The organism is Vibrio sp. Vb1980 (assembly GCF_033338615.1).
In the GTDB taxonomy this organism is placed as follows: Bacteria; Pseudomonadota; Gammaproteobacteria; order Enterobacterales; family Vibrionaceae; genus Vibrio; species Vibrio alginolyticus.
On the sequence record NZ_JAWOSZ010000004.1, the window covers coordinates 19,170 to 39,477 of the forward strand.

At 41.0% G+C, this 20,308-nt stretch carries 16 protein-coding genes, 6 pseudogenes and 1 riboswitch; of the genes and pseudogenes, 7 read left to right on the plus strand and 15 right to left on the minus strand.

All coding sequences use genetic code 11. The features are described from left to right. Positions 1–23: 23 nt before the first annotated feature. The 5 genes from R7F64_RS08995 to R7F64_RS09015 all read left to right on the plus strand — a co-directional run bounded on the left by R7F64_RS08995 (position 24) and on the right by R7F64_RS09015 (position 2,916). Complete coding sequence (locus R7F64_RS08995; protein WP_005373691.1) at positions 24–233, plus strand: cold-shock protein; 210 nt, start codon at positions 24–26, stop codon at positions 231–233. Positions 234–473: 240 nt separating this feature from the next. Further along, positions 474–683, plus strand: a complete 210-nt coding sequence (locus R7F64_RS09000; RefSeq protein WP_005373692.1) for a hypothetical protein — start codon at positions 474–476, stop codon at positions 681–683. 50 nt (positions 684–733) lie between these two features. Then, positions 734–874, plus strand: a complete 141-nt coding sequence (locus R7F64_RS09005; RefSeq protein WP_017633782.1) for a PA3496 family putative envelope integrity protein — start codon at positions 734–736, stop codon at positions 872–874. Positions 875–1,111: 237 nt separating this feature from the next. Then, positions 1,112–1,211, plus strand: a riboswitch (purine riboswitch). Between the two features lie 89 nt (positions 1,212–1,300). Beyond that, positions 1,301–2,317, plus strand: a complete 1,017-nt coding sequence (locus R7F64_RS09010; protein ID WP_005373696.1) for an adenosine deaminase — start codon at positions 1,301–1,303, stop codon at positions 2,315–2,317. Between the two features lie 125 nt (positions 2,318–2,442). Further along, a complete protein-coding gene (locus R7F64_RS09015) occupies positions 2,443–2,916 on the plus strand; it encodes a peroxiredoxin (protein ID WP_053304562.1) in 474 nt (157 codons plus the stop codon). A gap of 50 nt (positions 2,917–2,966) precedes the next feature. Here the strand turns inward: R7F64_RS09015 and R7F64_RS09020 are convergent, their stop codons facing one another. The 3 genes from R7F64_RS09020 to yghU all read right to left on the minus strand — a co-directional run bounded on the left by R7F64_RS09020 (position 2,967) and on the right by yghU (position 6,795). Next, on the minus strand, positions 2,967–3,374 hold the full coding sequence (locus R7F64_RS09020) for an SPOR domain-containing protein (RefSeq protein WP_005373701.1): 408 nt from the start codon (positions 3,372–3,374) through the stop codon (positions 2,967–2,969). Between the two features lie 212 nt (positions 3,375–3,586). Beyond that, positions 3,587–4,756 (minus strand): D-alanyl-D-alanine carboxypeptidase family protein, encoded by a 1,170-nt coding sequence (locus R7F64_RS09025; protein WP_053304564.1) that lies wholly within the window; start codon positions 4,754–4,756, stop codon positions 3,587–3,589. A 1,181-nt stretch (positions 4,757–5,937) separates the two neighbouring features. Then, positions 5,938–6,795 (minus strand): glutathione-dependent disulfide-bond oxidoreductase, encoded by an 858-nt coding sequence (gene yghU / locus R7F64_RS09030; RefSeq protein ID WP_005373705.1) that lies wholly within the window; start codon positions 6,793–6,795, stop codon positions 5,938–5,940. Between the two features lie 253 nt (positions 6,796–7,048). Here yghU and R7F64_RS09035 point away from each other — a divergent pair. Further along, a pseudogene (locus R7F64_RS09035) lies at positions 7,049–7,168 on the plus strand (dihydrofolate reductase); the annotation flags it as partial. 64 nt (positions 7,169–7,232) lie between these two features. Here R7F64_RS09035 and R7F64_RS09040 read toward each other — a convergent pair. From R7F64_RS09040 to R7F64_RS09050, 3 genes are all read right to left on the minus strand, one after another. Continuing rightward, positions 7,233–8,687 carry a sucrose-6-phosphate hydrolase gene (locus tag R7F64_RS09040; RefSeq protein WP_318071609.1) on the minus strand — a complete coding sequence of 485 codons (1,455 nt, stop codon included), beginning with the start codon at positions 8,685–8,687 and terminating at the stop codon, positions 7,233–7,235. A 31-nt stretch (positions 8,688–8,718) separates the two neighbouring features. Next, positions 8,719–9,642, minus strand: a complete 924-nt coding sequence (locus tag R7F64_RS09045) for an aminoimidazole riboside kinase (RefSeq protein WP_170893111.1) — start codon at positions 9,640–9,642, stop codon at positions 8,719–8,721. 166 nt (positions 9,643–9,808) lie between these two features. Beyond that, positions 9,809–11,248: a sucrose-specific PTS transporter subunit IIBC gene (locus R7F64_RS09050; RefSeq protein WP_025767958.1), complete on the minus strand. Its 1,440-nt coding sequence runs from the start codon at positions 11,246–11,248 to the stop codon at positions 9,809–9,811. 235 nt (positions 11,249–11,483) lie between these two features. On the opposite strand from R7F64_RS09050, the gene R7F64_RS09055 reads away from it, so the two are divergent. Further along, positions 11,484–12,470 carry a LacI family DNA-binding transcriptional regulator gene (locus tag R7F64_RS09055; RefSeq protein ID WP_005373712.1) on the plus strand — a complete coding sequence of 329 codons (987 nt, stop codon included), beginning with the start codon at positions 11,484–11,486 and terminating at the stop codon, positions 12,468–12,470. A 63-nt stretch (positions 12,471–12,533) separates the two neighbouring features. On the opposite strand, the gene R7F64_RS09060 is transcribed toward R7F64_RS09055, so the two are convergent. The 9 genes and pseudogenes from R7F64_RS09060 to R7F64_RS09095 all read right to left on the minus strand — a co-directional run. Next, positions 12,534–13,907, minus strand: coding sequence for a carbohydrate porin (locus R7F64_RS09060; RefSeq protein ID WP_205461122.1), 1,374 nt, complete (start codon positions 13,905–13,907; stop codon positions 12,534–12,536). Positions 13,908–14,585: 678 nt separating this feature from the next. Then, positions 14,586–15,211 (minus strand): annotated as a pseudogene (locus R7F64_RS09065) (winged helix-turn-helix domain-containing protein); the annotation flags it as partial. Positions 15,212–15,790: 579 nt separating this feature from the next. Continuing rightward, the gene (locus tag R7F64_RS09070) at positions 15,791–16,504 is read right to left on the minus strand and encodes a hypothetical protein (protein ID WP_318071610.1); all 714 of its coding nucleotides are present in this window, start codon (positions 16,502–16,504) and stop codon (positions 15,791–15,793) included. After that, entirely contained in the window at positions 16,488–17,192 is a 705-nt protein-coding gene (locus R7F64_RS09075) for a hypothetical protein (protein WP_318071611.1), read from the minus strand. The genes R7F64_RS09070 and R7F64_RS09075 overlap by 17 nt, the downstream gene beginning before the upstream one ends. 486 nt (positions 17,193–17,678) lie before the next feature. Next, a pseudogene (locus R7F64_RS24510) lies at positions 17,679–17,846 on the minus strand (IS5/IS1182 family transposase); the annotation flags it as partial. Between the two features lie 46 nt (positions 17,847–17,892). Further along, positions 17,893–18,071, minus strand: a pseudogene (locus tag R7F64_RS24515) (transposase); the annotation flags it as partial. 30 nt (positions 18,072–18,101) lie between these two features. Continuing rightward, on the minus strand, positions 18,102–18,242 hold the full coding sequence (locus R7F64_RS09085) for a hypothetical protein (RefSeq protein ID WP_318071612.1): 141 nt from the start codon (positions 18,240–18,242) through the stop codon (positions 18,102–18,104). A gap of 140 nt (positions 18,243–18,382) precedes the next feature. Further along, a pseudogene (locus tag R7F64_RS09090) lies at positions 18,383–19,372 on the minus strand (IS110 family transposase). 271 nt (positions 19,373–19,643) lie between these two features. Further along, positions 19,644–19,968, minus strand: a pseudogene (locus R7F64_RS09095) (IS1-like element transposase); the annotation flags it as partial. Positions 19,969–20,308 lie beyond the last annotated feature (340 nt).

Below are 20,308 nucleotides of genomic sequence, written 5' to 3' on the forward strand. Positions count from 1 at the left end.
ATGTTTAATTCAAAGGTATTTTTATGTCTAAAGTAACTGGTTCAGTAAAATGGTTTAACGAAACTAAAGGCTTCGGTTTTCTATCTCAAGACAACGGCGGCCAAGATGTATTCGTACACTTTAACGCTATCGTTTCTGACGGTTTCAAAACACTGACTGAAGGTCAGAAAGTAAGCTTCAATGTAGAGCAAGGTAAAAAAGGTCCTCAAGCGACTGAAGTAACTCCTCTATAAGACTGCTTTTCTTGGTGTAGCATGCCCATGCTGCACCAAACCTCTCTCCTTCAAAAATATTCTTTCATCAATCACTCAGCCTAATTTTAGGCATTGCTTTGTGCTATCTAAAATAAACTGAATAGTACTGCTTAATTTATTATTTATAGGAAAAATCATGTCCTCAAAAAGAACTGGCCGTCAAAGGCATTGGTATCAATTACTTAACAAAGAGAAAATCACTAAAAAACAGGAGAATAAATGTTAGAAATTGAATTTAATTTAGAACAACCTCAAACCTCTTGGAACGCTAAAATACATCAATTAAATGGTGATATTTTACGAAGGCACGTATTACCGAAACTTCTTTCTCATAGCTTCATGATCGATTTTGAATATTGTGAGAAAACGCAATCTGGAACTATTCTCTGTGATTCAGGTTCAAAGTTAGGAAGTTTTACTGTTAACTGATTCAGTTTTCATGCATTAATGGATAATGCAACTAATTTGGAAGGTATCCAATGGCTAGAAAAAGTAAGAAGCAGTCAGAAAAAGACAAAAAAGAGTCTGAACAAAACGCGGCGGCGGTAAAGCAGAAAACTCGACGCCGCATAGAAGACATTATGGAACAAAGAGAATTTGATAAGTTATTCGATCTATAAATGCTCTCTAGTGCTTTCTCTGCCTTTATCGTTGTGCAAGGTACCGCCACCTACCTTTGCTCAAACGAATCTCCACTCTTTTAGACTACTCTTCTAATTACACGTGCCTCTCACACACGCAAAAACAACTGGCTCCTCTATACTCAAGTGACTTGCAAATAGTCGTTTCGCTCACAGGAAAACCCGTGGCTAATGACAGTTAGGTTATTTGCGGATAGCCAAAGCGATATTTTTGCGTATAATCCCTCTCGTTTGCTTCGTATAACCCCAATGATATGGTTTGGGGGTCTCTACCAGTTCCCGCAAAGTGCTGATTACGAAGAGTTGAGATCATCGTGGGTCTTACTCTTTGTGATAGCGTTCGATTTATTTCTATCTATACCTATTCTTAGAGTAACTGCATCCACAATACACATAAGGTGGAATATGAACGCATTTATTCAAGGTCTTCCAAAAGTAGAGCTGCACTTACATATCGAAGGTTCACTTGAGCCGGAACTCTTATTCAAATTAGCAAAACGAAACGGCATCGAGATCCCTTACTCTTCTCCGAGTGAACTACGCAGCGCATATCAGTTCACAGACTTACAATCATTTCTCGACCTCTATTACCAAGGAGCGGGAGTTCTGCGTACGGAGCAAGATTTTTACGATCTCACTTGGGAATACTTACTGCACTGTAAAGAAGACAACGTTGTTCATACCGAAATCTTTTTTGACCCTCAAACACACACAGAACGCGGCATAGACTTTGACACTGTTATCAATGGAATCGCTCGCGCGCTAAAAGATGGTCACGAAAAACTTGGCATTACCTCGCAAATTATTGCGTGTTTTCTCCGTCACCTTTCAGAAGAGAGCGCCATAGAGACCCTACAGGCTATTCTGAAACACCGTGATAAGATCATTGGTGTTGGACTAGATTCTTCAGAACAAGGTCATCCGCCAGCTAAATTCAAGCGCGTATTTAAACAAGCAGTAGAAGAAGGCTTACTTACCGTTGCTCACGCAGGTGAAGAAGGCCCCGCACAAAATATTAGCGATGCAATTGAAATGCTTTACGTGAGCCGCGTGGATCACGGTGTTCGCTGTGTTGATGATGAAGCATTAGTTGAATCCTTAATCGAAAGCCAAATGCCACTGACAGTGTGTCCGTTATCGAATCTTAAGCTATGTGTATTCGACGATATGAAAGATCACAATATTGTGGATTTGCTACGAAAAGGTGTCGCCGTAACGATTAACTCAGACGATCCTGTGTACTTTGGTGGCTACATGACGGATAACTTTCTGGCCGTCAACAACGCACATCCAATGAGTAAGAGTGAACTTGCCCAATTTACAATGAACGCGATTGATGCCAGCTTTATCGATAACGAGTTAAAGGCGAAATATCGTCACCTTGTTAGCCAATACGTAAACCAGCACGAAGCGTTGCAATAAAGGCATAGTGCCACGCCTTAGGTCAAACGCGTAGGTATTAAAACCCTACAAAGACTCTGTGGTTAACCGCATTTATAAACGCTAGACTGAGAAAGCTAAACTAGCACACAAAAAGGAATAGAATCATGATTCAACAAGGCCAAGCTCTACCAGTTGCAACTCTAAGTGAGTTGACTGCCGATGGTATGGTTAACCACGACGTTACAGAACTGTTTGCGAACAAGAAAGTCGTACTCTTTGCTGTACCTGGCGCATTCACCCCTACCTGTTCAGAAGCTCATCTACCAGGCTATGTGGTATTAGCTGATGAGCTAAAGGCAAAAGGTGTTGATTTAATTGCGTGCGTTTCTGTAAACGATGCATTTGTGATGCAAGCGTGGGGCGAAGCTCAAAACGCTTCTGAGATTCTGATGTTGGGTGATGGCGACGCTAGCTTTACTAAAGCATTGGGTCTTGAAATGGATACAGGCGGCTTTGGTGGTATTCGCTCACAACGTTACGCGATGATCATTGAAAACGGCACAGTGGCTAAGCTTAACGTTGAAGAGCCAAAAGAGTTTGAAGCAAGCAAAGCAGAAACGATTTTAGCGGCGCTTTAAGCTTACTCCTAAATACAAAAACGGAAGCCATCGCTTCCGTTTTTTGTTGGCTAACGCATTCTCACAACACTCGTTTGTTGCTTACGCTGCATTTCCGCAAAAGTCAGCACAAACGGGGATGACTGCTTTACACGGCTTGGTAATGAAGAAAGCGCATTGTAGGCATCCTGCTTCGTTTTAAAATCACCAACAGTTACCGTATACCAACGCGTGCCTCGGCTGTTTTTCCAGTTAACCCAAACCGGATGCTTAGGATCGATATAGCGAATATAATCTTTCACATCTTTTTCTTGCTTTAGCGCGAGTACCTGCATCGTGTAATGGTTTGGGTTTAAATAACCATATGCATCCTGAGAGGTCATGACTCCAACACATTGGCCGCTATCGACCTCCTGCTGGTAAGGCATAGCGCAGCCCATGAGCGATAAAATCAATGTCAAAGATAAAATCTTGTGCACGTGTCACTCCATTCTTGTTCTAGTTTCTTTTCTCTCGCACCCAAAAACACAAAACGCTCTTGGTCAGGTAAAAACACACCCTTACAAGAGGGCCTGTGTTTTAACGCAACGAGTATTCCAAAAACGTAAGGCGACCACGTTGGTCGCCTTAGTAAATTGATTTAATAGAACATTAACAAGATAGAGTGATATAGACAGAAGTTCGCTACTGTTTAGAACCAGCTAGCGACCAATTGCTTAAACCAGTCTAAAATTCGCTTGAATAAACTGCCTTCCTCCACGGACTCCAATGCAACGAGCTCGGCTTCATTTACGACCTTACCTTCGACTTTGTAAAGCACTTTACCAACCACTTGTTGCTCAGAAATTGGCGCAACTAAATCACCGTTGTATTCAACTTCCGCTTGCAGATTTTTTACATCTCCTTTTGGCAAAGTGAGATAAACATCGTTAGCTACGCCGACAGTAAGCTCGTCTTTTTCGCCCATCCAAACTCGAGCTTTCGCAAGTTCCGCACCCGCCTCAGTCGGCATTACCGTATCGTAAAAGCGGAAGCCATAACTTAACAGCTGCTTGCTTTCTGATTCACGAACATTCTCACTCTTCGCTCCCATCACTACAGCAATCAAACGCATATCACCTTGTGTTGCAGAAGTCGCTAGACTATAACCCGCACCACTTGTATAACCAGTTTTCATGCCATCGACATTCATACTACGATCACGAAGCAAGCCATTACGGTTGTATTGAGTGATGCCATTGTAAGTAAACGAGGTTTCGCTATACAGCGGATAGATATCAGGTAAGTCACGAATAATCGCTTGGCCCAATTTGGCAATATCATAAGGTGTCGAATATAAACCGTCACTGTCTAGGCCGTGAGGGTTGGTGAATGCCGTGTTAGACAATTCAAGCTTGGCGGCCCAACTATTCATCAAACTCACAAACCCTGATTCACTTCCCGCAACATGCTCAGCAATAGCGACACTGGCATCGTTACCAGATTGAACAATCAGACCACGGTATAAGTCAGACAAAGAAACGGAAGTATTGACTTCAATAAACATTTTTGAAGAATCTGGGAAATTTTTTGCCCAAGCATTTCTGCTGATGACAACCTCATCATTCAACGTAATATTGCCTGTATTAATTTCTTGACCAGCTACATAAGCAGTCATCAACTTCGTTAAACTCGCAGGGTTTAAACGTTTGTGGGCATCACGTTCAACCAGTACTTTCCCCGTATGGAAGTCCATCAAAACATAACCACGAGAACTGAGTTCTGGCGCATTTGGCACAACTGAAGGCGCAGCATAAGCCAACGAGGATACAGCAGCGAACCCTGTAATTAACACTGTGTGTAATATAGTACTTTTTCTCATCATGACATCTTATCTTAGTAGCATTTAAGGCTTACAAACGGTACCCGAATGAATTCAAAGCGCGGGATTACCTAGTTAAAAAACGAGTATATTGAAACGGCGCTCAGTTACAGCCACCTTGTTACGATTGGTTACTTTTACTCAATGTTTGTCGAAAATAATGAGAGGTAGGTAGAGCTTTCGTCTTGAAGAATGAAACAGGAGCGAAAATAATTCCGTAACGCTATGTTTTTTGAGAGGAGAGAAAAAGCGCACAAGTCAATTCAGGGAGTAAGTTGGTATAGGAAAAGTAGTTGAGCTTTTATCCATATCTAAATAGGAAACAACAAAAACAACCAACAATAAGTCCAGTTAATTACTTACCAAGAAAACATATTGAAAACGCATCATAAAATCGTAATTAATTATCGATAAATTTAAAAACCTCAGATTATAATTTATGTAAATTTCATTTATTATTAAATCGGAGAAAAATACAGCTTTCCTTTCTTAAAACTAAGAGACGATTTTTTCGATGTTTTTAGGTTTATCTCATCAGAGAACTTGGTATAACAGTGAGGGATAAGGCATCCGGACTTAGCGCGAAAGGATAACCCACTGTTATTTAAGTTCACACGCTGCTTTTTAATGACTAGAGACTTTAAACTGCGGTTACCTTCGGTTTGTGCGGCTATTCTTTGACGTATCCCAACCCAGTACGACTCAAACGACGACATCATACATATCCTCTTTCATGATATAAGCATTAATAATTAAACATCGCTAAAAGCTAAGCTTGTCATAAATAAAATTATTAGAAATTAATTTTATTTCATCAAAAAAATCAACCCACATATTCCACACAAATTTAGTGGTTATGTCAAATATTAATTATCATTAATTTTATTTATAATGGATATAAAATCAGTTTATAATTTTTAAATAATTTAATTATTATAAAGCAGTATAACCAGTCCATATTTAACATGGAAATATGAGCTTTTTTTGCATCATAATATATAAATACATTAAAGATTCATCTACGAACTAAATGCTCTTCAAGAGGTGATATAAATTAGCATTTCGAGACTAAATGAGAATAAAAATAGCGCACCGTATATGGTGCGCTATAGATTTGATTAAGGTCACTGTATAAGCATAGATAAAACTAAACTCATTTGACGTAGCTAGGCCAAGATTGCTTATGGTTTAAGTTTCAATACTTTATCAATATCTTCTGCGCTGTGGCGCTCAGGTAACTGCTCCCATTCTTCACCCCATGAACGGTTCACAATTCGACCACGTTTTACCGCTTCACGCTCATCAATTACTTTTGCCCAACGCACAACGTTTTTGTAGCTTTCTACGTCTAAGAATTCAGCCGCATCGTAAGCACGACCCAACACAAGGTTGCCGTACCATGGCCATGTTGCGATATCAGCGATGCTGTACTCATCGCCACCTAGGAATTCATTGTTCGCAAGACGCTTGTCTAATACATCTAACTGACGTTTTGCTTCCATTGTAAAGCGGTTGATTGGGTACTCGAACTTCTCTGGTGCGTACGCGTAGAAGTGACCAAAACCACCGCCTAGATATGGCGCAGAACCTTGCAGCCAGAATAACCAGTTCATTACCTCAGCACGCTTAGCGCCTTCTTTTGGTAAGAAATGATCAAACTTCTCTGCTAGATAAAACAAGATGTTGCCAGATTCAAACACGTTCACTGGCTCAGAACCCGAACGGTCAACCAATGCCGGAATTTTAGAGTTTGGGTTAACAGCCACAAAGCCAGAGCCAAACTGGTCGCCATCGCCAATCTTAATCAGGTATGCATCATATTCTGCTGCCGTTACGCCAGCCGCCAAAAGCTCTTCAAACATGATCGTCACTTTCTGACCATTTGGGGTACCCATTGAGTAAAGTTGGAATGGGTGCTCACCAACTGGAAGCTCTTGCTCATGACGTGCGCCAGAATCCGGACGGTTGATGCTCGCCCACTGACCGCCGTTTTCATTATCGTTTGTCCAAACTTTTGGTGGAATGTATTCGTTAGCCATTGTTTTCCCTTATTGTGTTTGAATGCATCTTCAAACTGACGGGTCTTACGCGCCAGCAAGCATTATTAACATCACCTCTTCGCCAACTGCGATTAGGCATACTCAAGATATTAGGTCGAATTCGCTAAATAAAAGTCCTGCTATCTCTTTTAGTTAGAACCTTTGGTTATGGGATTTTCTTTCACGCTATAAGTAAAAACGTCGCGATAATGTGAACTAGGTTCGAGATGCCAACGATGAGTAAGCTACACTCGGCGGCGCACCTCTATTTGGGGATTTAGAACAACCGCTAAACTTCAAAGTCACCAAGAATGAAGTTGTTCTGGATACCTTAGTTCAAACAACTTACGTGCGTGATAGGCAGTTAAGTTAGATAGTTAGAAAGAAAAACGCCCTTCACTAAATCAATGAAGGGCGTTTTAATGTATTCGAAACCGTTACTTAGCTGATTCAAACAAACCCGTTATACCTTTCAAAGGGAAAAGCCTTGCTTGTTCCAACCCTATCAACATTACTTTACTAAGGTCATCAATAAAGAAACGACTGGTCATCGTGTGTTTGCCGCCATTAATGAAAATCTCGATGACAGAATTGTCGATATACATCTCAATCGTCTGCTTAGCGTCCAATCTTGGTGCTTTTCGAATGCTACCAAATTCTTCTGCGTACAAATGAGACATGTGACGACGGTCCAGCATAAACTCGTGCTCTGTCGCACTAAAGACGATGTTGTCACCTTTGAGGTTACTCAGCTCAAGTTCAAAGCCATCGCCCTCAAGGTCTAATTGGATCAAACAACTTGTGCTTTCCAGTGTATGGGATTGTGCAAAGACCACCTCTTCTTTTCTTAAACTCTCCAATTCAGGGAGTGGAGTTTGAACAAGAAAACCATCTTTCAACGTTAGTTCTCTAGGAAGAGACAACATTCCTGCCCACTGGTGTGTGACCGATGGTGTGTCGATTTCTGGCAACCCTATCCATGCAATAAGAATGCGACGCCCATTCTCATCTAAATAGGTTTGTGGGGCGTAGAAATCAAACCCATAATCTGGCTGCAAAATATCTTGGTGGTTTTCTAAAATCATCGACTCTAGGTTCAACTGATCACCCACGATATACGCAACAGAATAGATGTTTTTGAAATCATAAGGATTATTACTGCTCACGCCCTGTGGAGAAAACAGCATCACCGATTGACCATTAATCTCAAAGAAATCAGGACACTCCCACATGTACCCAAGGTCAGAAAACTTAGTCTTGATAGGACCTTTATGCTGCCACGTTTTCAAATCTTTGCTTTGATAGAGCACCATTGAGCCATGCTCAGTTTTGGTTTGAGCTCCCACCACCATCAAATAGTCGTCGCCTTTCTTCCAAACTTTTGGGTCACGAAAGTGCTCCGTGTAATGTTCGTTCTCAATGACTACACCGTGCTTTTCAATGCTGCCGTCTGAATCCATGGTGGCAAAACACTGTGTTGGGATTCGATTCCAGTTTTGGTCACGCTTATTGCCAGTAAAAAACAGCAAAGCCTTGTTGTTTTCCACCAAAGCGCCACCCGAATAAACACCATGTGAATCGTAGTCTTGGTCGGGATGAAGACCAACACCATGATCAGTAAAATGGATGAAGTCGTTAGTAGAAAGGTGGTACCAATATTTCATTCCATGGACTGGTCCCACAGGCGTCCACTGGTAAAAGATGTGGTGCTCACCATTGAAATAGCACAACCCATTTGGGTCATTTAACAGCCCAAATCTAGGGGCGATATGAAAACTAGGAAAGCCTTTATCTTGCTGACGTGAAAGTGTCATTTCTTCGATATCACACTGAGGGATTTGCTCAAGTCGGCGATATCTTTGCTCTACAGTCCAACGGTTGTTTAAGCTCATAATTTTTCTCAACTGAAATTGGATCTGAAGATCATTGCCCAATAAATTGCAGCAATTCTGTCTGGGTCGGAAGCGCGGTCATTGCGCCTTTTTGCGTCGTCGCTAATGCACCACAGCCATTTGCCCATTGAATCGCAGAGCTAACAACAGGATGATTTTTCCAATCGTCATGCCGAGACAGGCATGCCAGTAGCCCTCCGACAAAAGCATCACCCGCACCTGTGGTATCAATCGGACTAACGACTTGACCTGTGATCAGTTCACTCTGACTTTCAAAGACGCGCCAAACACCTTTCGCACCTTGTGTCACCAAGACCAAAGCAATATTCAAAGCGGCTATTTGTTGTAAACCTTGCGCCATCGATGTTGAGTCAGTTAAGAACAAAAGCTCTTCTTCAGAGAACTTAACCACATCGGCCATCGCTACAGCCTTCATCACGACAGCTTGGATTTCTGATTGATCTTGCCACACTTCATCACGCAAGTTAGGGTCAAAGCTAATGAAACCACCAGCGGCTTTTGCTCTTTTGATCGCCTCAAATGTGCTGCTTCGACTTGGCTCATTTGCCAGTGAAATCGAGCAGACATGCAGCCAATCACCTTGCTTAAAGTTAGGGATGTCTTCAACAGACATAAACTGATCAGCGCTCGGTTTTACCATAAACGTAAAACTGCGCTCACCTTGCTCGTCTAAATCCACCACCACTGTTGATGTTCTTTGCTCAGGATCTTTAACGAGAAACTCCGTGCTCACGCCCTCTTGATCGAGCGTTGATTGCATGAAGCGACCAAATGGGTCATCACCTACACGTCCAAAAAACGCACTCTTACCAGATAGACGAGCAATAGCTACGGCGACATTCGCTGGTGCACCACCGGGACATTTGAGTAAAGAAGTCTCAGATTCCGGTATTAGATCGACAACTGCATCACCAGTTACCCACACTTGATTCATCTTGCTTACCTTGAAATTAAAGCCCTGATAGTCCAACGTGTTGAACACCTTCACTACCAAGTAAAAATTGAAAAAGGCTAGCCAAGCCATTAGTGCTTGGCTAGCACCCCAAAACATTTAGGAAAAGAAGTGGATTTTGGGGGACTCCACCCCTAAGGAGTTCAGATTAAGCCGCTGCTTTTCTACCGACTTTAGCGCGGTCACGCATACCAAGAACAATGGTGAGAACAAATGCGGTCAAGAACGCGATCACCATACCCGCGATGTAGTACCCAATCTTCTCTGGCGTAATGGAAATGATGCCTGGAAGACCAGCTGCGCCCAATGCCTGAGCTTTCACATTAAACATTGTGATGAACGCACTTGATAACGCCGCAGCGCAAACTGCCGCAATAAATGGGTAACGTAGTTTTAAGTTAACACCAAACATAGCCGGTTCTGTAATACCCAGCAAACCCGTAACACCAGATGGAATCGCAATACCTTTCATCTTCTTATCTTTGCTCATCACGCCCACCGCCAACGCTGCCGCTCCTTGAGAAACGTTAGACATCGCCGCAATAGGAAAGATAAAGGTGCCGCCCGTCGTCGCAATATCCGCAAGAAGTTGAGTTTCAATCGCAATGAAGCTGTGGTGCATACCAGTAATAACAAATGGAGCATAGATAAGACCAAATACCGCACCACCAACAAAGCCAGCTGTGTTGTATAGCCAGTTCAGACCATCACCCAATAGGAAACCGATATCACGCGTGAACGGACCGACGACAGTAAACGTTAGCAAACCCGCTATGAAAATCGCCAGTAATGGCGTTAAAAGGTTGTCTAAAACAGAAGGTATGACTTTACGTAAGCCTAGCTCAACCTTCGCAAGAATGAATGCCGATACCAAAACCGGTAACACCGAACCTTGGTAACCCACTTTTTGGATTTCAAAGCCAAGAATATTCCAAACCGGAATGTTGCCAGACACAGATGCGCCGCCGAATCCCCAACCATTCAGCAAGTCAGGGTGAACCATCAACATACCTAGCGCCGCCCCTAAATATGGGTTACCGCCAAACTTCTTACTGGCTGAAAATGCCAGCAGAATAGGCAGGTAAACAAACGGCGCGTTCGCAAACGTGTTGATCATGTTCGCCAAGTCTGTCAGTCCTGGGTTGGCATCAATCAAAGATTTGCCATCAATGAACAAGCCTTGAGCAGTCAATAGGTTATAGATACCCATCAACAAACCACCAGCGACGATTGCGGGAATGATTGGGACGAAAATATCAGACAGCCCTTTCACCGCGCGCTGAACAATGTTTTGTTTCTCTGCGCCAGCAGACGCAACGTCGTTGGTGGACATTTCACTCATCCCCGTCAACTTCGCCATTTCTGCATAAACTTGGTTTACGATGCCTGATCCAAAAATGATTTGGTACTGACCCGCAACTTTGAACTGCCCTTTTACTCCTTCAAGGCTATCAATCGCTTGTTCATCTATTTTTTGCTCATCTGCAACGGCAAGGCGTAAGCGTGTCGCACAATGCGCAAGTGCGGTGATGTTGCTTTTACCACCTAATAGAGTTAACAACTCTTTTGCTACTGCCGGATAATTCATTTCATACCCCATTGGATTATTATCTGAGCTTGCGAAATTTTCGGGAACGTTTGCAAAACAGATTTTTGCTCAATAAAACCAAATGATCAAAGATAAAGCAGAGAGAATGTGAGAATGATCGTCAAATTCTCTCCCTAAGAGCAGTATAGGAGGTTAGAATCGCTACTTATCAAAGAGCTTTTCATCTTCTCTTTGCAAACAATCCCAAAAACGAAAAACAGAATGGATAGGAACAATGGCGAGTCTGCATGATGTCGCCCGTCTGGCTGGCGTATCAAAATCAACAGTGTCACGGGTTATAAACGATGAATATGGCGTAAAAGAAGCGACAAAACTGAAGGTCCGCCAAGCAGTAGCGGAGTGTGGCTATGTGCCAAATCAAGTCGCTAAAGATCTAAAATCTCAAAAGACCAATCTGGTTGGTGTCATTGTTCCTCGGGTTTCCTCTCATGCCACATCCCAAGGTGTCGATGGATTAACAGATGTCCTTGAAAAAGCAGGGAAACATGTCTTACTTGCTAGCACTCACCAAGCCCACGAAAAAGAACTGGAATACATTCAGATCTTTAACCAAAAACGGGTTGAAGGGATCATTCTTTACGCCACCCACCTCGATTCCAAGCTGGTAAAAGCAATTCAAAACTCAGCCGTCCCAGTTGTGCTCGTCGGTCAAGATGGTTCCATGTTTAATATTCCAAGCATCATTCATGATGACGCACGAGTAGGGTTTGAAGCAGGAAATAGACTGGTTGCAAAAGGTTGCCAAACCATGGGTTTTATTGGTGTGCAAGGTGACGATATCGCGGTAGATAAGCAACGCTCTGAAGGGTTTGTTCAAGCGCTGCAACACCATGGTTTTGAGATCGCCTTCCATGCTCGTGGTGACTTTACAATCGATTCTGGCTATTCATTGGCAAAACAACACTTAACAAAGAACCCTAAGCTAGATGGCTTGTTCTGTGCGACAGACCGTATTGCTATCGGTGCGATGAGAGCGATTCAAGAGCTCGGGTTAACACCGGGTAAAGACGTTTTAGTGCTAGGAGTTGGTGATGATGAGCTCGCATCAGTGTGCACCCCAACCTTATCAACATTTAACTATGCATTTGATAAAGCAGGTGAAAATGGTGCGAAACTGCTACTAGATAGAATTGCCAACAGAAGTTTTGAAATGAGTAAGATGGTACTAACCTTCAAAACAATTGAGCGTCAGTCCTGTTAATGAAAAAGCGCCAACTGAAATCAGTTGGCGCTTTTCTTATTACTCTTTGTCGGTTAGATCCCTTTAGAACCAAGTTTCCATTTGCAGTGCAAACAAAACTTCACCACCATCACCCATCGTTGCAGCACCCGCATCCTGGCTAATCGAGTAGCCATTCAAGTCTTCGCTCCAATCAACGTAGCTAACTGCAAAACGTAGCTCCGGACGGTCAAAGAAACCTGCAGCGGTAGACATCTTAAGCGTTGGTGCGATTGTCGCTTTGTAAAAACTGCCACTTGCTTTATCAATCGCATTGTCTAGGTCCATGTATTGGTATGAGCCTTCATAAACCATCTCAAAGTTCTGCGTAAACTCTTGCGCTAAGCGGATGTTGAACGATGCCCACGTAAATTCATCATTTTCAGCAAAGCGATCTTGGCTGTGTTCTGCTAGCAACGCAGGTGCTACACGCCAGTTGTCGCCGATGCGTGTTACACCATAGCTGAACAAGCGTACGGCTTTTGCGTCTTCTAACAAATCTCCGTTTGAACCGATGCCTTTAAGTTCCGCACCCAGTCCATCACCCATCAAAATACCGGTTTTAGAGAAGCCTTCACTCATGCCAAAGAAGTTATCGCCATGGTAAGCAAACATCGCATGTAAACCTTTGTCCGCTGAGCCTTCTACGCGATCATTGTTATCAGCTGACGTCATGCCGCTCAGCATCAATTGCCAACTACCGAAGCGGTTGTTCATTGTCGCGATATAGTTTTCAACATCCGTTGACGAGCTATCAATCTCACCAAAATCACGACCATAGATCGAGAAGTTTGCTTTCCACGAATCGCTCATTTGGACGTCATACACGCCAGCACCAGTGCCAGATAAGAAAACGATATCCGAGTCAAAGAAGTGAATGTCAAAGTTATCACGGTCAAATCGTTTACCTGCCCAAAACGTTGCGTCAGCAAACGCACTTGATTCAGAGAACATGCTCAACTTGTTTAGCTCAGCATATATCTGACGAACGTTTAATTGACTCTCACTCGCTGTCCATTCGTTATTGGTTTCCGTACTATCTGCCAACATGATTCGGAACAATGCGCTGGAACCATCATCTGCAAAGCGTTTGTGAATAAGGTTTGCTTCCACATAATGATCATCCTCTACCCCTAATCGCCCAACTGGAGCGCCAATAGCACCAGCTGCCGTCATGTAAGGACCAGTGCCCACTGCACCATTCAGATCGTCATTAATCAGTAGCCCGGAACGAGCGTAGCCATGAAACTCAAAGCTTGAGGCTTTCTCATTTGCTTCTGTGGATGCTTTTTCCGTCTGCTCAAGTCTCTGTTCTAATTCATTAATTCGCTTTTCAAGAGCGTCAACATCTGTTGCTGCGAATACAGGTACAGTAACCAGTCCAAGCGCTACTGCCATCGTCAAAGTGTGTAGTTTCATTTCCATAGTCTCACGTAAATTTATACTTAGGCATATTGCAAACGTTCCCAAGAAAAATCGCAAACTTATGGTGACTTTAAATGTCCATCTAAAGCCTGAATTTCAGAGCGCTCAGGCTCACAGCGTCTCTACTACTTGTATCAATGAGGGCGATAATATATAAATCTTTCGGGAACGTTACCGTTAAGAGGCCATTTTGTTACTTCTATCACGTTCAATTGTGTTACTTACAGAAAAATCATTAACCAGCGCACATTTGAGTTAATTGTTAGCCCTAAAGGAAGTAGTTTGAAGGTGACAGGCTACAAAGAAGGAGTTTAGTGTTCATTTGAGAGAATAGTGCTCACGCGCTTCCCTATGCTACTTGATGGTAACTCATCTCTATTTGTTGATGAAAAGTAGCAGCTAAGGTTGAACGTAACTAGGAGCGAAGCGGATCTCGATACCTTGGTTCAAAAGACATGAAAGGCAGTTAAGACGAGATAAACACCCTTCACTTTCTGTGAAGAGCGCTTTGTTATTCTAGTTCAAGCTAACGAAACTCATTTTTGGGCAAAAATGAGTTTCGGAAAATCGAACATTAGCAAAGTATGAATAACTTAAAGTATAGCAAATTTGTTGTGAGGTGTTAATTGCTTGAAAAACAGCGGAAATGTCTGATCGGAACGCTCCGAAATATGCACCGATAGTGTTCACCCTACTACGATTGCCCGTGGTTTCAATCATTTTATCCTGACCAGTACGTATCCAGTCATGAGATATTTTTGTGATAAGGTTGGGTGAACAGCGTCGATAAAGACTATCGATTAATCCTTGCCACAGCTTGCCTTTAGAGCTTCATAAGCCTCTCTGAATGCTTGCTGTTTTGCTTCATCAAACTTGTGTGTAACGCCTTTCGGTGCTTGTAACTAAAGCCATTGTGGTGCGGCCATTTGTTCATATCAGAGACCTTATAGTCAAGTTCAAATATCTCTTTAACGTAGGCGATAATTTGATGAGCGTGAGAGTAGGTTTTCTCAGTCAAATGCTCGATTTGGTGCATGGCTTGGATAGCAGAAAGCTTGCTTTGGCTTCCGCTATTTCAGGCTTAAGTTTTTCAGAAAGAACGTAGTCACTGAGGTGACGGGCAATGATCGATTCATGAATACGAAGGGCTTGTGAAGTCATAGCTTGACTTCAGTCTTCAGTAGCTAGTAAAACAGCCTTAATAGGGTTACACACTCGACCATCACGAGTAGAACCGTGCATTTGTTCGAGTTGTAGTTTTGTTGAGGAGTCAGTGTAATTTGCATGGTGTATAGCATGATCCTGATTCTAAAGAAAATCAATCACCTTCAATGATCACGGGGATATTGTGTTTACTGATTGATGGATGAAATTAAAGCAAACAAACCTACATAAATAATAAACAGCTTATATATCTCTTAATGGTTCACTTTATCCGCCATTCCTCACCTATAAGGTATTTTAAAATGTGATTTTTAACTCAGTTCTTTGGGAATTATAACTACGTACGTTATTTGAGGTTTTTGGGGAAATTTACTGAGTAATAACTAATAGTTCAAAGTCTGAATCTTCTTAGAAAAAGTCGATAAAAGCTTCGAAAATCAAGTCTAAAATACCTGCAGAATCTCGGACATATGGCATATCAAAGTAATTTATACAACGTATAAAATCACTTTAAGCTCTTGAAGTACAATAGAACTTTATCATAGTATCCTAATAAAAAGTATCTATAGTAATACAATACTGAAGATGAAAATCCAGCCAACCCAATAACCTCAATAAACACTAAGTAATCTAATGCGAAGGGTAATAATGCAGGATTGACGGTAAATATTAGTACTACTGCCAATATTCTATATTTATTTCTAATTAAAAAATCACGCATGCATAAACCTCACTATTGCGTTGTTTATTTTTTCAGCACGAGTCTCATTAGTGGCTAATATCTCCGAAACAGAATATTGACCATTTTTTTTCCTCAAGCAATACTGTTCTCCAAAAGAATTATTTACCATTATGTTTACGGTTACAGATGGCTTTGAAGGTAAGTGTTGCATATGGTATTCTCTTTGAGCTTCCATAAACATACCCTCACCACAACTTAACTGATGAGTTCCTAATGGTTTTAAATCTACTGTCTGATTTAATAATAGTTTTTTCTGCTCGAACTCTGTTTTGTATATAGTTGAGTGGTATCCTGGCCCTAATACACAAGTCGTCAAAAGGTGGAAATCATGGTTATGAATTGCGTCTGCGGCATATTTTATTTTATTTGATTCATATGATTGATTATTATCACATGAATCCCAATAATTCCAACGCATTACAAACTTATTGGTGTTAGTAGGTATTAAATACGAATTGCTAGTCATAAATTTACCACTATTTATCTCATTATGAGATAAATCTCCAATAGAAAATTTCCTAGCGTAGTCAGCAAGCCATGAAAGATCATTTGACAGCGATTGTAAAACGGGTAAAGAGGCTCTCATTTCTTCTAGGGAGGATAGGTTAACATCATGGCTGAAGTGATCGATAACTTCTCCAAGAGTTTTGTTTCCTTTTTTTTCTTTCTTATTTATTATTATCATATATAACACCTTTCATGATATTTTTTATAATGTCAGATTCATCATTCAAGAAAGAGGTTAAGACTCTGTCTTCTATAAGTCCATATACTCCATTTAAGTAATTTATCATATACTGTAACCTTACAGAGTGGTCGCAATGCTTCAGGAAGTAATTTGTATGATTAATAAATACATCAGGATAGTGTTCTGATAAAGAAACAATATTTTTTATTCTGCTTGTATCTTTGTTGAAATCAATATATGAAAGACTATTACCTAAATCCTCAATATCACTCTCACATGATTTTAGTTTGTTCACAACTAAGCAAAGCACTCTTGATTCATACATTAATCTCCATTTTTTGCTATAAGAACTATAACTTAATGTAGAGCCAGGAGCTAATTTGATAGGTTCATAATCCTTATCTTTGTCATCTGAAACTAGAACGTTGTTCCCGTTTACTACATATAAATCAAATGTTTTGCCACTTAAAATCCCTTTCTTTAGTATTGAACTAAGGTAGGATATTTCGATTGATATGTCATTATCTATATATAGGCATATTCCATCATAAGAAACGAACTTGGCATTACCATAAGATATTACTAACTCTTTAAGTTTCTCAAAGCTCATTCCTTTTAACTCATTACATGATGAAAATCCGCCTTCATTTCTAATTTCTTGGATTATTTTTATTAATAAATTCATACTAGTCACGTTAATAAAGGTGAGTATTAACTCACCTATGAAATAGAGATCTCATTTAAACTATCTCGTGAAGACGTAAACTACAATCAACTCACCCAAAATTTTATTACCTTTTTTTTCCTCTTGTGATTTTGATTTTAAGTTCAAGTTGTTAAGCTTATCTTTATTAATTTTCATATATATTCCTTTATATAATTAATGAACTTTGTGTGACTGTTTTATTCACGGGTTTAATCTACAACTAAAATATTAACATTGCAATAACAATCAATAATAACAACAATGTTAATAGGGTATTGATTTCTTATTATTGTTATTTTGGATTTTATTATTTTAAAATATTACTCATCTGATAGATAAAAAGTTTATATTAAAACGTAAATTTAGTGGAACTCTCTACTTAGGGGAGCTTTGTTTCTTAAATCAGGGAGGAGTTGTTAATCAATTCAGCCTTGAGAGATATTGAATCTGCTGAGCTGCTGCATATTAGCTCAGTCTCTGACGTACAGGCATACCAAGCCCAGTGAGTTTGTTCAACGCCTTAACGTTAGCCCAAACTTCACCTACTTGGCCATTGTATATTCTCAATGTCACCTGCCCACTAAGCAGTTTCTTGTAACGATACATCGTAGTCTCAGCCAATGACCGTGGGTGCCTGTATCTACTGTGATATTCAGCTTACGCTAGACTCTGCGTTTCCCATCAGTACGGTGGTAATGGTTAAGTCGTTGAATCGGCGAGGTCGACCACGCTGCATTGTTTGCTTTGTTTCCATTCGGCTATCGCTTCCTCATCAATCCAAAAGGTCAGAGAACCACGGTTGGTTAAGGCTTTATTGTATTGCTTCCAGTAGGTTGTTTTGTAACGAGGTTTAGGCATGAGGCTACGATGGTTAACGGATGTTGCCGATCAGATCGAAGCCTCTTGATTTAGTTTCATCGATTTAAGCAACATATATGGACGCACCTCAGGATGCAATGGCTGATTCAATGATACGGTCGCTAACATATATCCGACGTCTTTCTTGGTCATTTGTGCGACCTGCGCCATGATGTATTCCGCTCCTTACTGTCTATTCAAAGCCACGGTTTCAACTAACCTGTTGCTTAATCAGAGTGTAGTAAGGATGGTTCACCGTTTTTTCATCAGCTATTGCAAGCTGATTTGCTTATAAAACATATAAGTTTCAATTATATAGGCTTGAAAGCACGATTAACGTCATACTCACAATCGGTAGCTAGAACACGCCACACTATACGCCCAAGCTTATTTGCTAAAGCCACTATGGCTTTAGCCTTACCACGTCGTTCAATTAACCCTCGTAACCAAGCTCCCATAGGGTCCGTGCTTGAAGCTCTGCAACGTAGTACAGCTCTAGCACCAGGAATTAGTAGTGTCCTTAGGTCTCAGTTTCCACTCTTTGATAAAGCTCCAAGGCTATTCTTTCCACCTGTACTATTCTGCTTGGGAACTAACCCACACCATGCCGAAAACTGTCTACCATTTTGAAACTGTTCACCAGAGCTAACTTCACTAACAATCGCAGCCGTTAAGATCGGGCCAAAGCTAGGGATATTCTTAATCGCCTTGTAGTGCGGACTCTGCTGACTCAGCGAAGTTATGTCCTGAGTTACATCATCGATCTTGCTGCTGATGCTGGTAAAACCACAGTATAAGTTTTGCAGTAAGTTTCTCATAACATAAGATAACTCATTCTCTGCATCTTCAATGATTAACGGTAAGTGATTACGCAATGCTCTGATTTGGTTAGCAAGAGCAGTTCTTTGTTCGACTAAGCGAGATCGAACATTGCGCAAAGCTTTCAGGTCCTGTTGTTCGATAGTTTTAACTGGCACAAAATGAATATCAGGTCTCGAATAAGCTTCACAAATGGCTCTTGCATCATTTGCGTCGTTCTTTTGTCTACCTACGAAAGACTTAACATGCTGTGCTGGAATGAGTGATACCTTAAAACCAAACCTTAAAAAGACTCGTCCCCAATAGTGTGATGAAGCACATGACTCCATAGCCAGTGGAGTGTTATCTGGAAGCTGACGGATTTTATGGAGCAGTTTAACTCGAGCAACCTTACGATTTGACGAGATAGTACCGTCAATATTCAATACGCACACTTGAAAGTAGTTCTTAGCTAAATCGATACCGACAACTTTAATGGACATGGCTGTTACTCCTGATCTTAATAGCTGTATCTGTAGTGTGGTACAGCAATGTTAGAAGGGATGTGCGTCCATAACATCAAAGCCAAGAATCATTCTTATTTTAAAATTCATGAAGGTTCATCACAAATTGATGAAAAGTTCTAGTAATCTACAACTATCTACTGAGACGCCATAAGATTCGTAGTTCAAACACGTTTAGGGGCAAAAGTGTGTTTCAGTTCTTAAATGGGGAAGTGTTTTCCTCATATTCCTCAACCAATACAGCTAGCCTTTCAAGTTTACAAATTGGTCTTATATTTGCTTTATCGAAAGGCATTGAGGTTACTTACCTTGGCGAGATTTTTTAAAGTACTCAATACCGTGTCGTATGCGACATTCAACACTCGTACTGTTTCCCTAACGCCAGAGCTATTGATTGACATATCGACAATTTTTTCTTTTACATCTGGCTTGCGGGCTTCGTAAACGTAATCGAGTTAAAGCTCTTTCGACACTCGATACATCTGGAGCGAGGAAAGCCAGAATGCCCTTTTCCATGTTCACGAACGGGCTCTGGTTTTATTACAGAAACGATATTGAACTTGGATAGTAACCATAAGTTAAAAACATCAGAAATCAGGTGGCTATATTAACATCTATCAACCGATTTGAGTTATGACCAATAAAAGGATAGTTAGGTTTTTATTGCGTAAATTATAGGTAAGATGAAGTCATATAACAGGCAATATGTCAGGTGTGTAGAATTATTCTATTTTAGGGATTTTGCTCTAAGTCTAAATGAATCTTTGCATTTCAATTTCAATAAAGCTTGGTTATTGATCATGTTTCTGAGTATGCGAATTATTATCAGTTATGCATATGATTGCTCATTGTCTAGTTTGACTTGTGTAACGTCACTTCAGCACGTACTACGCTGATTGTCTGTGTTTTCGTGTT

What these genes read in the sequence shown, in the direction of transcription:
- R7F64_RS08995 (WP_005373691.1), top strand. Translation starts at nt 24, where the DNA reads ATGTCTAAAGTAACTGGTTCAGTAAAATGGTTTAACGAAACTAAAGGC.
- R7F64_RS09055 (WP_005373712.1), top strand. Translation starts at nt 11,484, where the DNA reads ATGGCGAGTCTGCATGATGTCGCCCGTCTGGCTGGCGTATCAAAATCA.
- R7F64_RS09070 (WP_318071610.1), bottom strand. Translation starts at nt 16,504, where the DNA reads ATGATAATAATAAATAAGAAAGAAAAAAAAGGAAACAAAACTCTTGGA.
- R7F64_RS09025 (WP_053304564.1), bottom strand. Translation starts at nt 4,756, where the DNA reads ATGAGAAAAAGTACTATATTACACACAGTGTTAATTACAGGGTTCGCT.
- R7F64_RS09040 (WP_318071609.1), bottom strand. Translation starts at nt 8,687, where the DNA reads ATGAGCTTAAACAACCGTTGGACTGTAGAGCAAAGATATCGCCGACTT.
- R7F64_RS09045 (WP_170893111.1), bottom strand. Translation starts at nt 9,642, where the DNA reads ATGAATCAAGTGTGGGTAACTGGTGATGCAGTTGTCGATCTAATACCG.
- R7F64_RS09075 (WP_318071611.1), bottom strand. Translation starts at nt 17,192, where the DNA reads ATGAATTTATTAATAAAAATAATCCAAGAAATTAGAAATGAAGGCGGA.
- R7F64_RS09005 (WP_017633782.1), top strand. Translation starts at nt 734, where the DNA reads ATGGCTAGAAAAAGTAAGAAGCAGTCAGAAAAAGACAAAAAAGAGTCT.
- R7F64_RS09015 (WP_053304562.1), top strand. Translation starts at nt 2,443, where the DNA reads ATGATTCAACAAGGCCAAGCTCTACCAGTTGCAACTCTAAGTGAGTTG.
- R7F64_RS09050 (WP_025767958.1), bottom strand. Translation starts at nt 11,248, where the DNA reads ATGAATTATCCGGCAGTAGCAAAAGAGTTGTTAACTCTATTAGGTGGT.
- R7F64_RS09085 (WP_318071612.1), bottom strand. Translation starts at nt 18,242, where the DNA reads ATGGCGCAGGTCGCACAAATGACCAAGAAAGACGTCGGATATATGTTA.
- R7F64_RS09000 (WP_005373692.1), top strand. Translation starts at nt 474, where the DNA reads ATGTTAGAAATTGAATTTAATTTAGAACAACCTCAAACCTCTTGGAAC.
- R7F64_RS09060 (WP_205461122.1), bottom strand. Translation starts at nt 13,907, where the DNA reads ATGAAACTACACACTTTGACGATGGCAGTAGCGCTTGGACTGGTTACT.
- yghU (WP_005373705.1), bottom strand. Translation starts at nt 6,795, where the DNA reads ATGGCTAACGAATACATTCCACCAAAAGTTTGGACAAACGATAATGAA.
- R7F64_RS09010 (WP_005373696.1), top strand. Translation starts at nt 1,301, where the DNA reads ATGAACGCATTTATTCAAGGTCTTCCAAAAGTAGAGCTGCACTTACAT.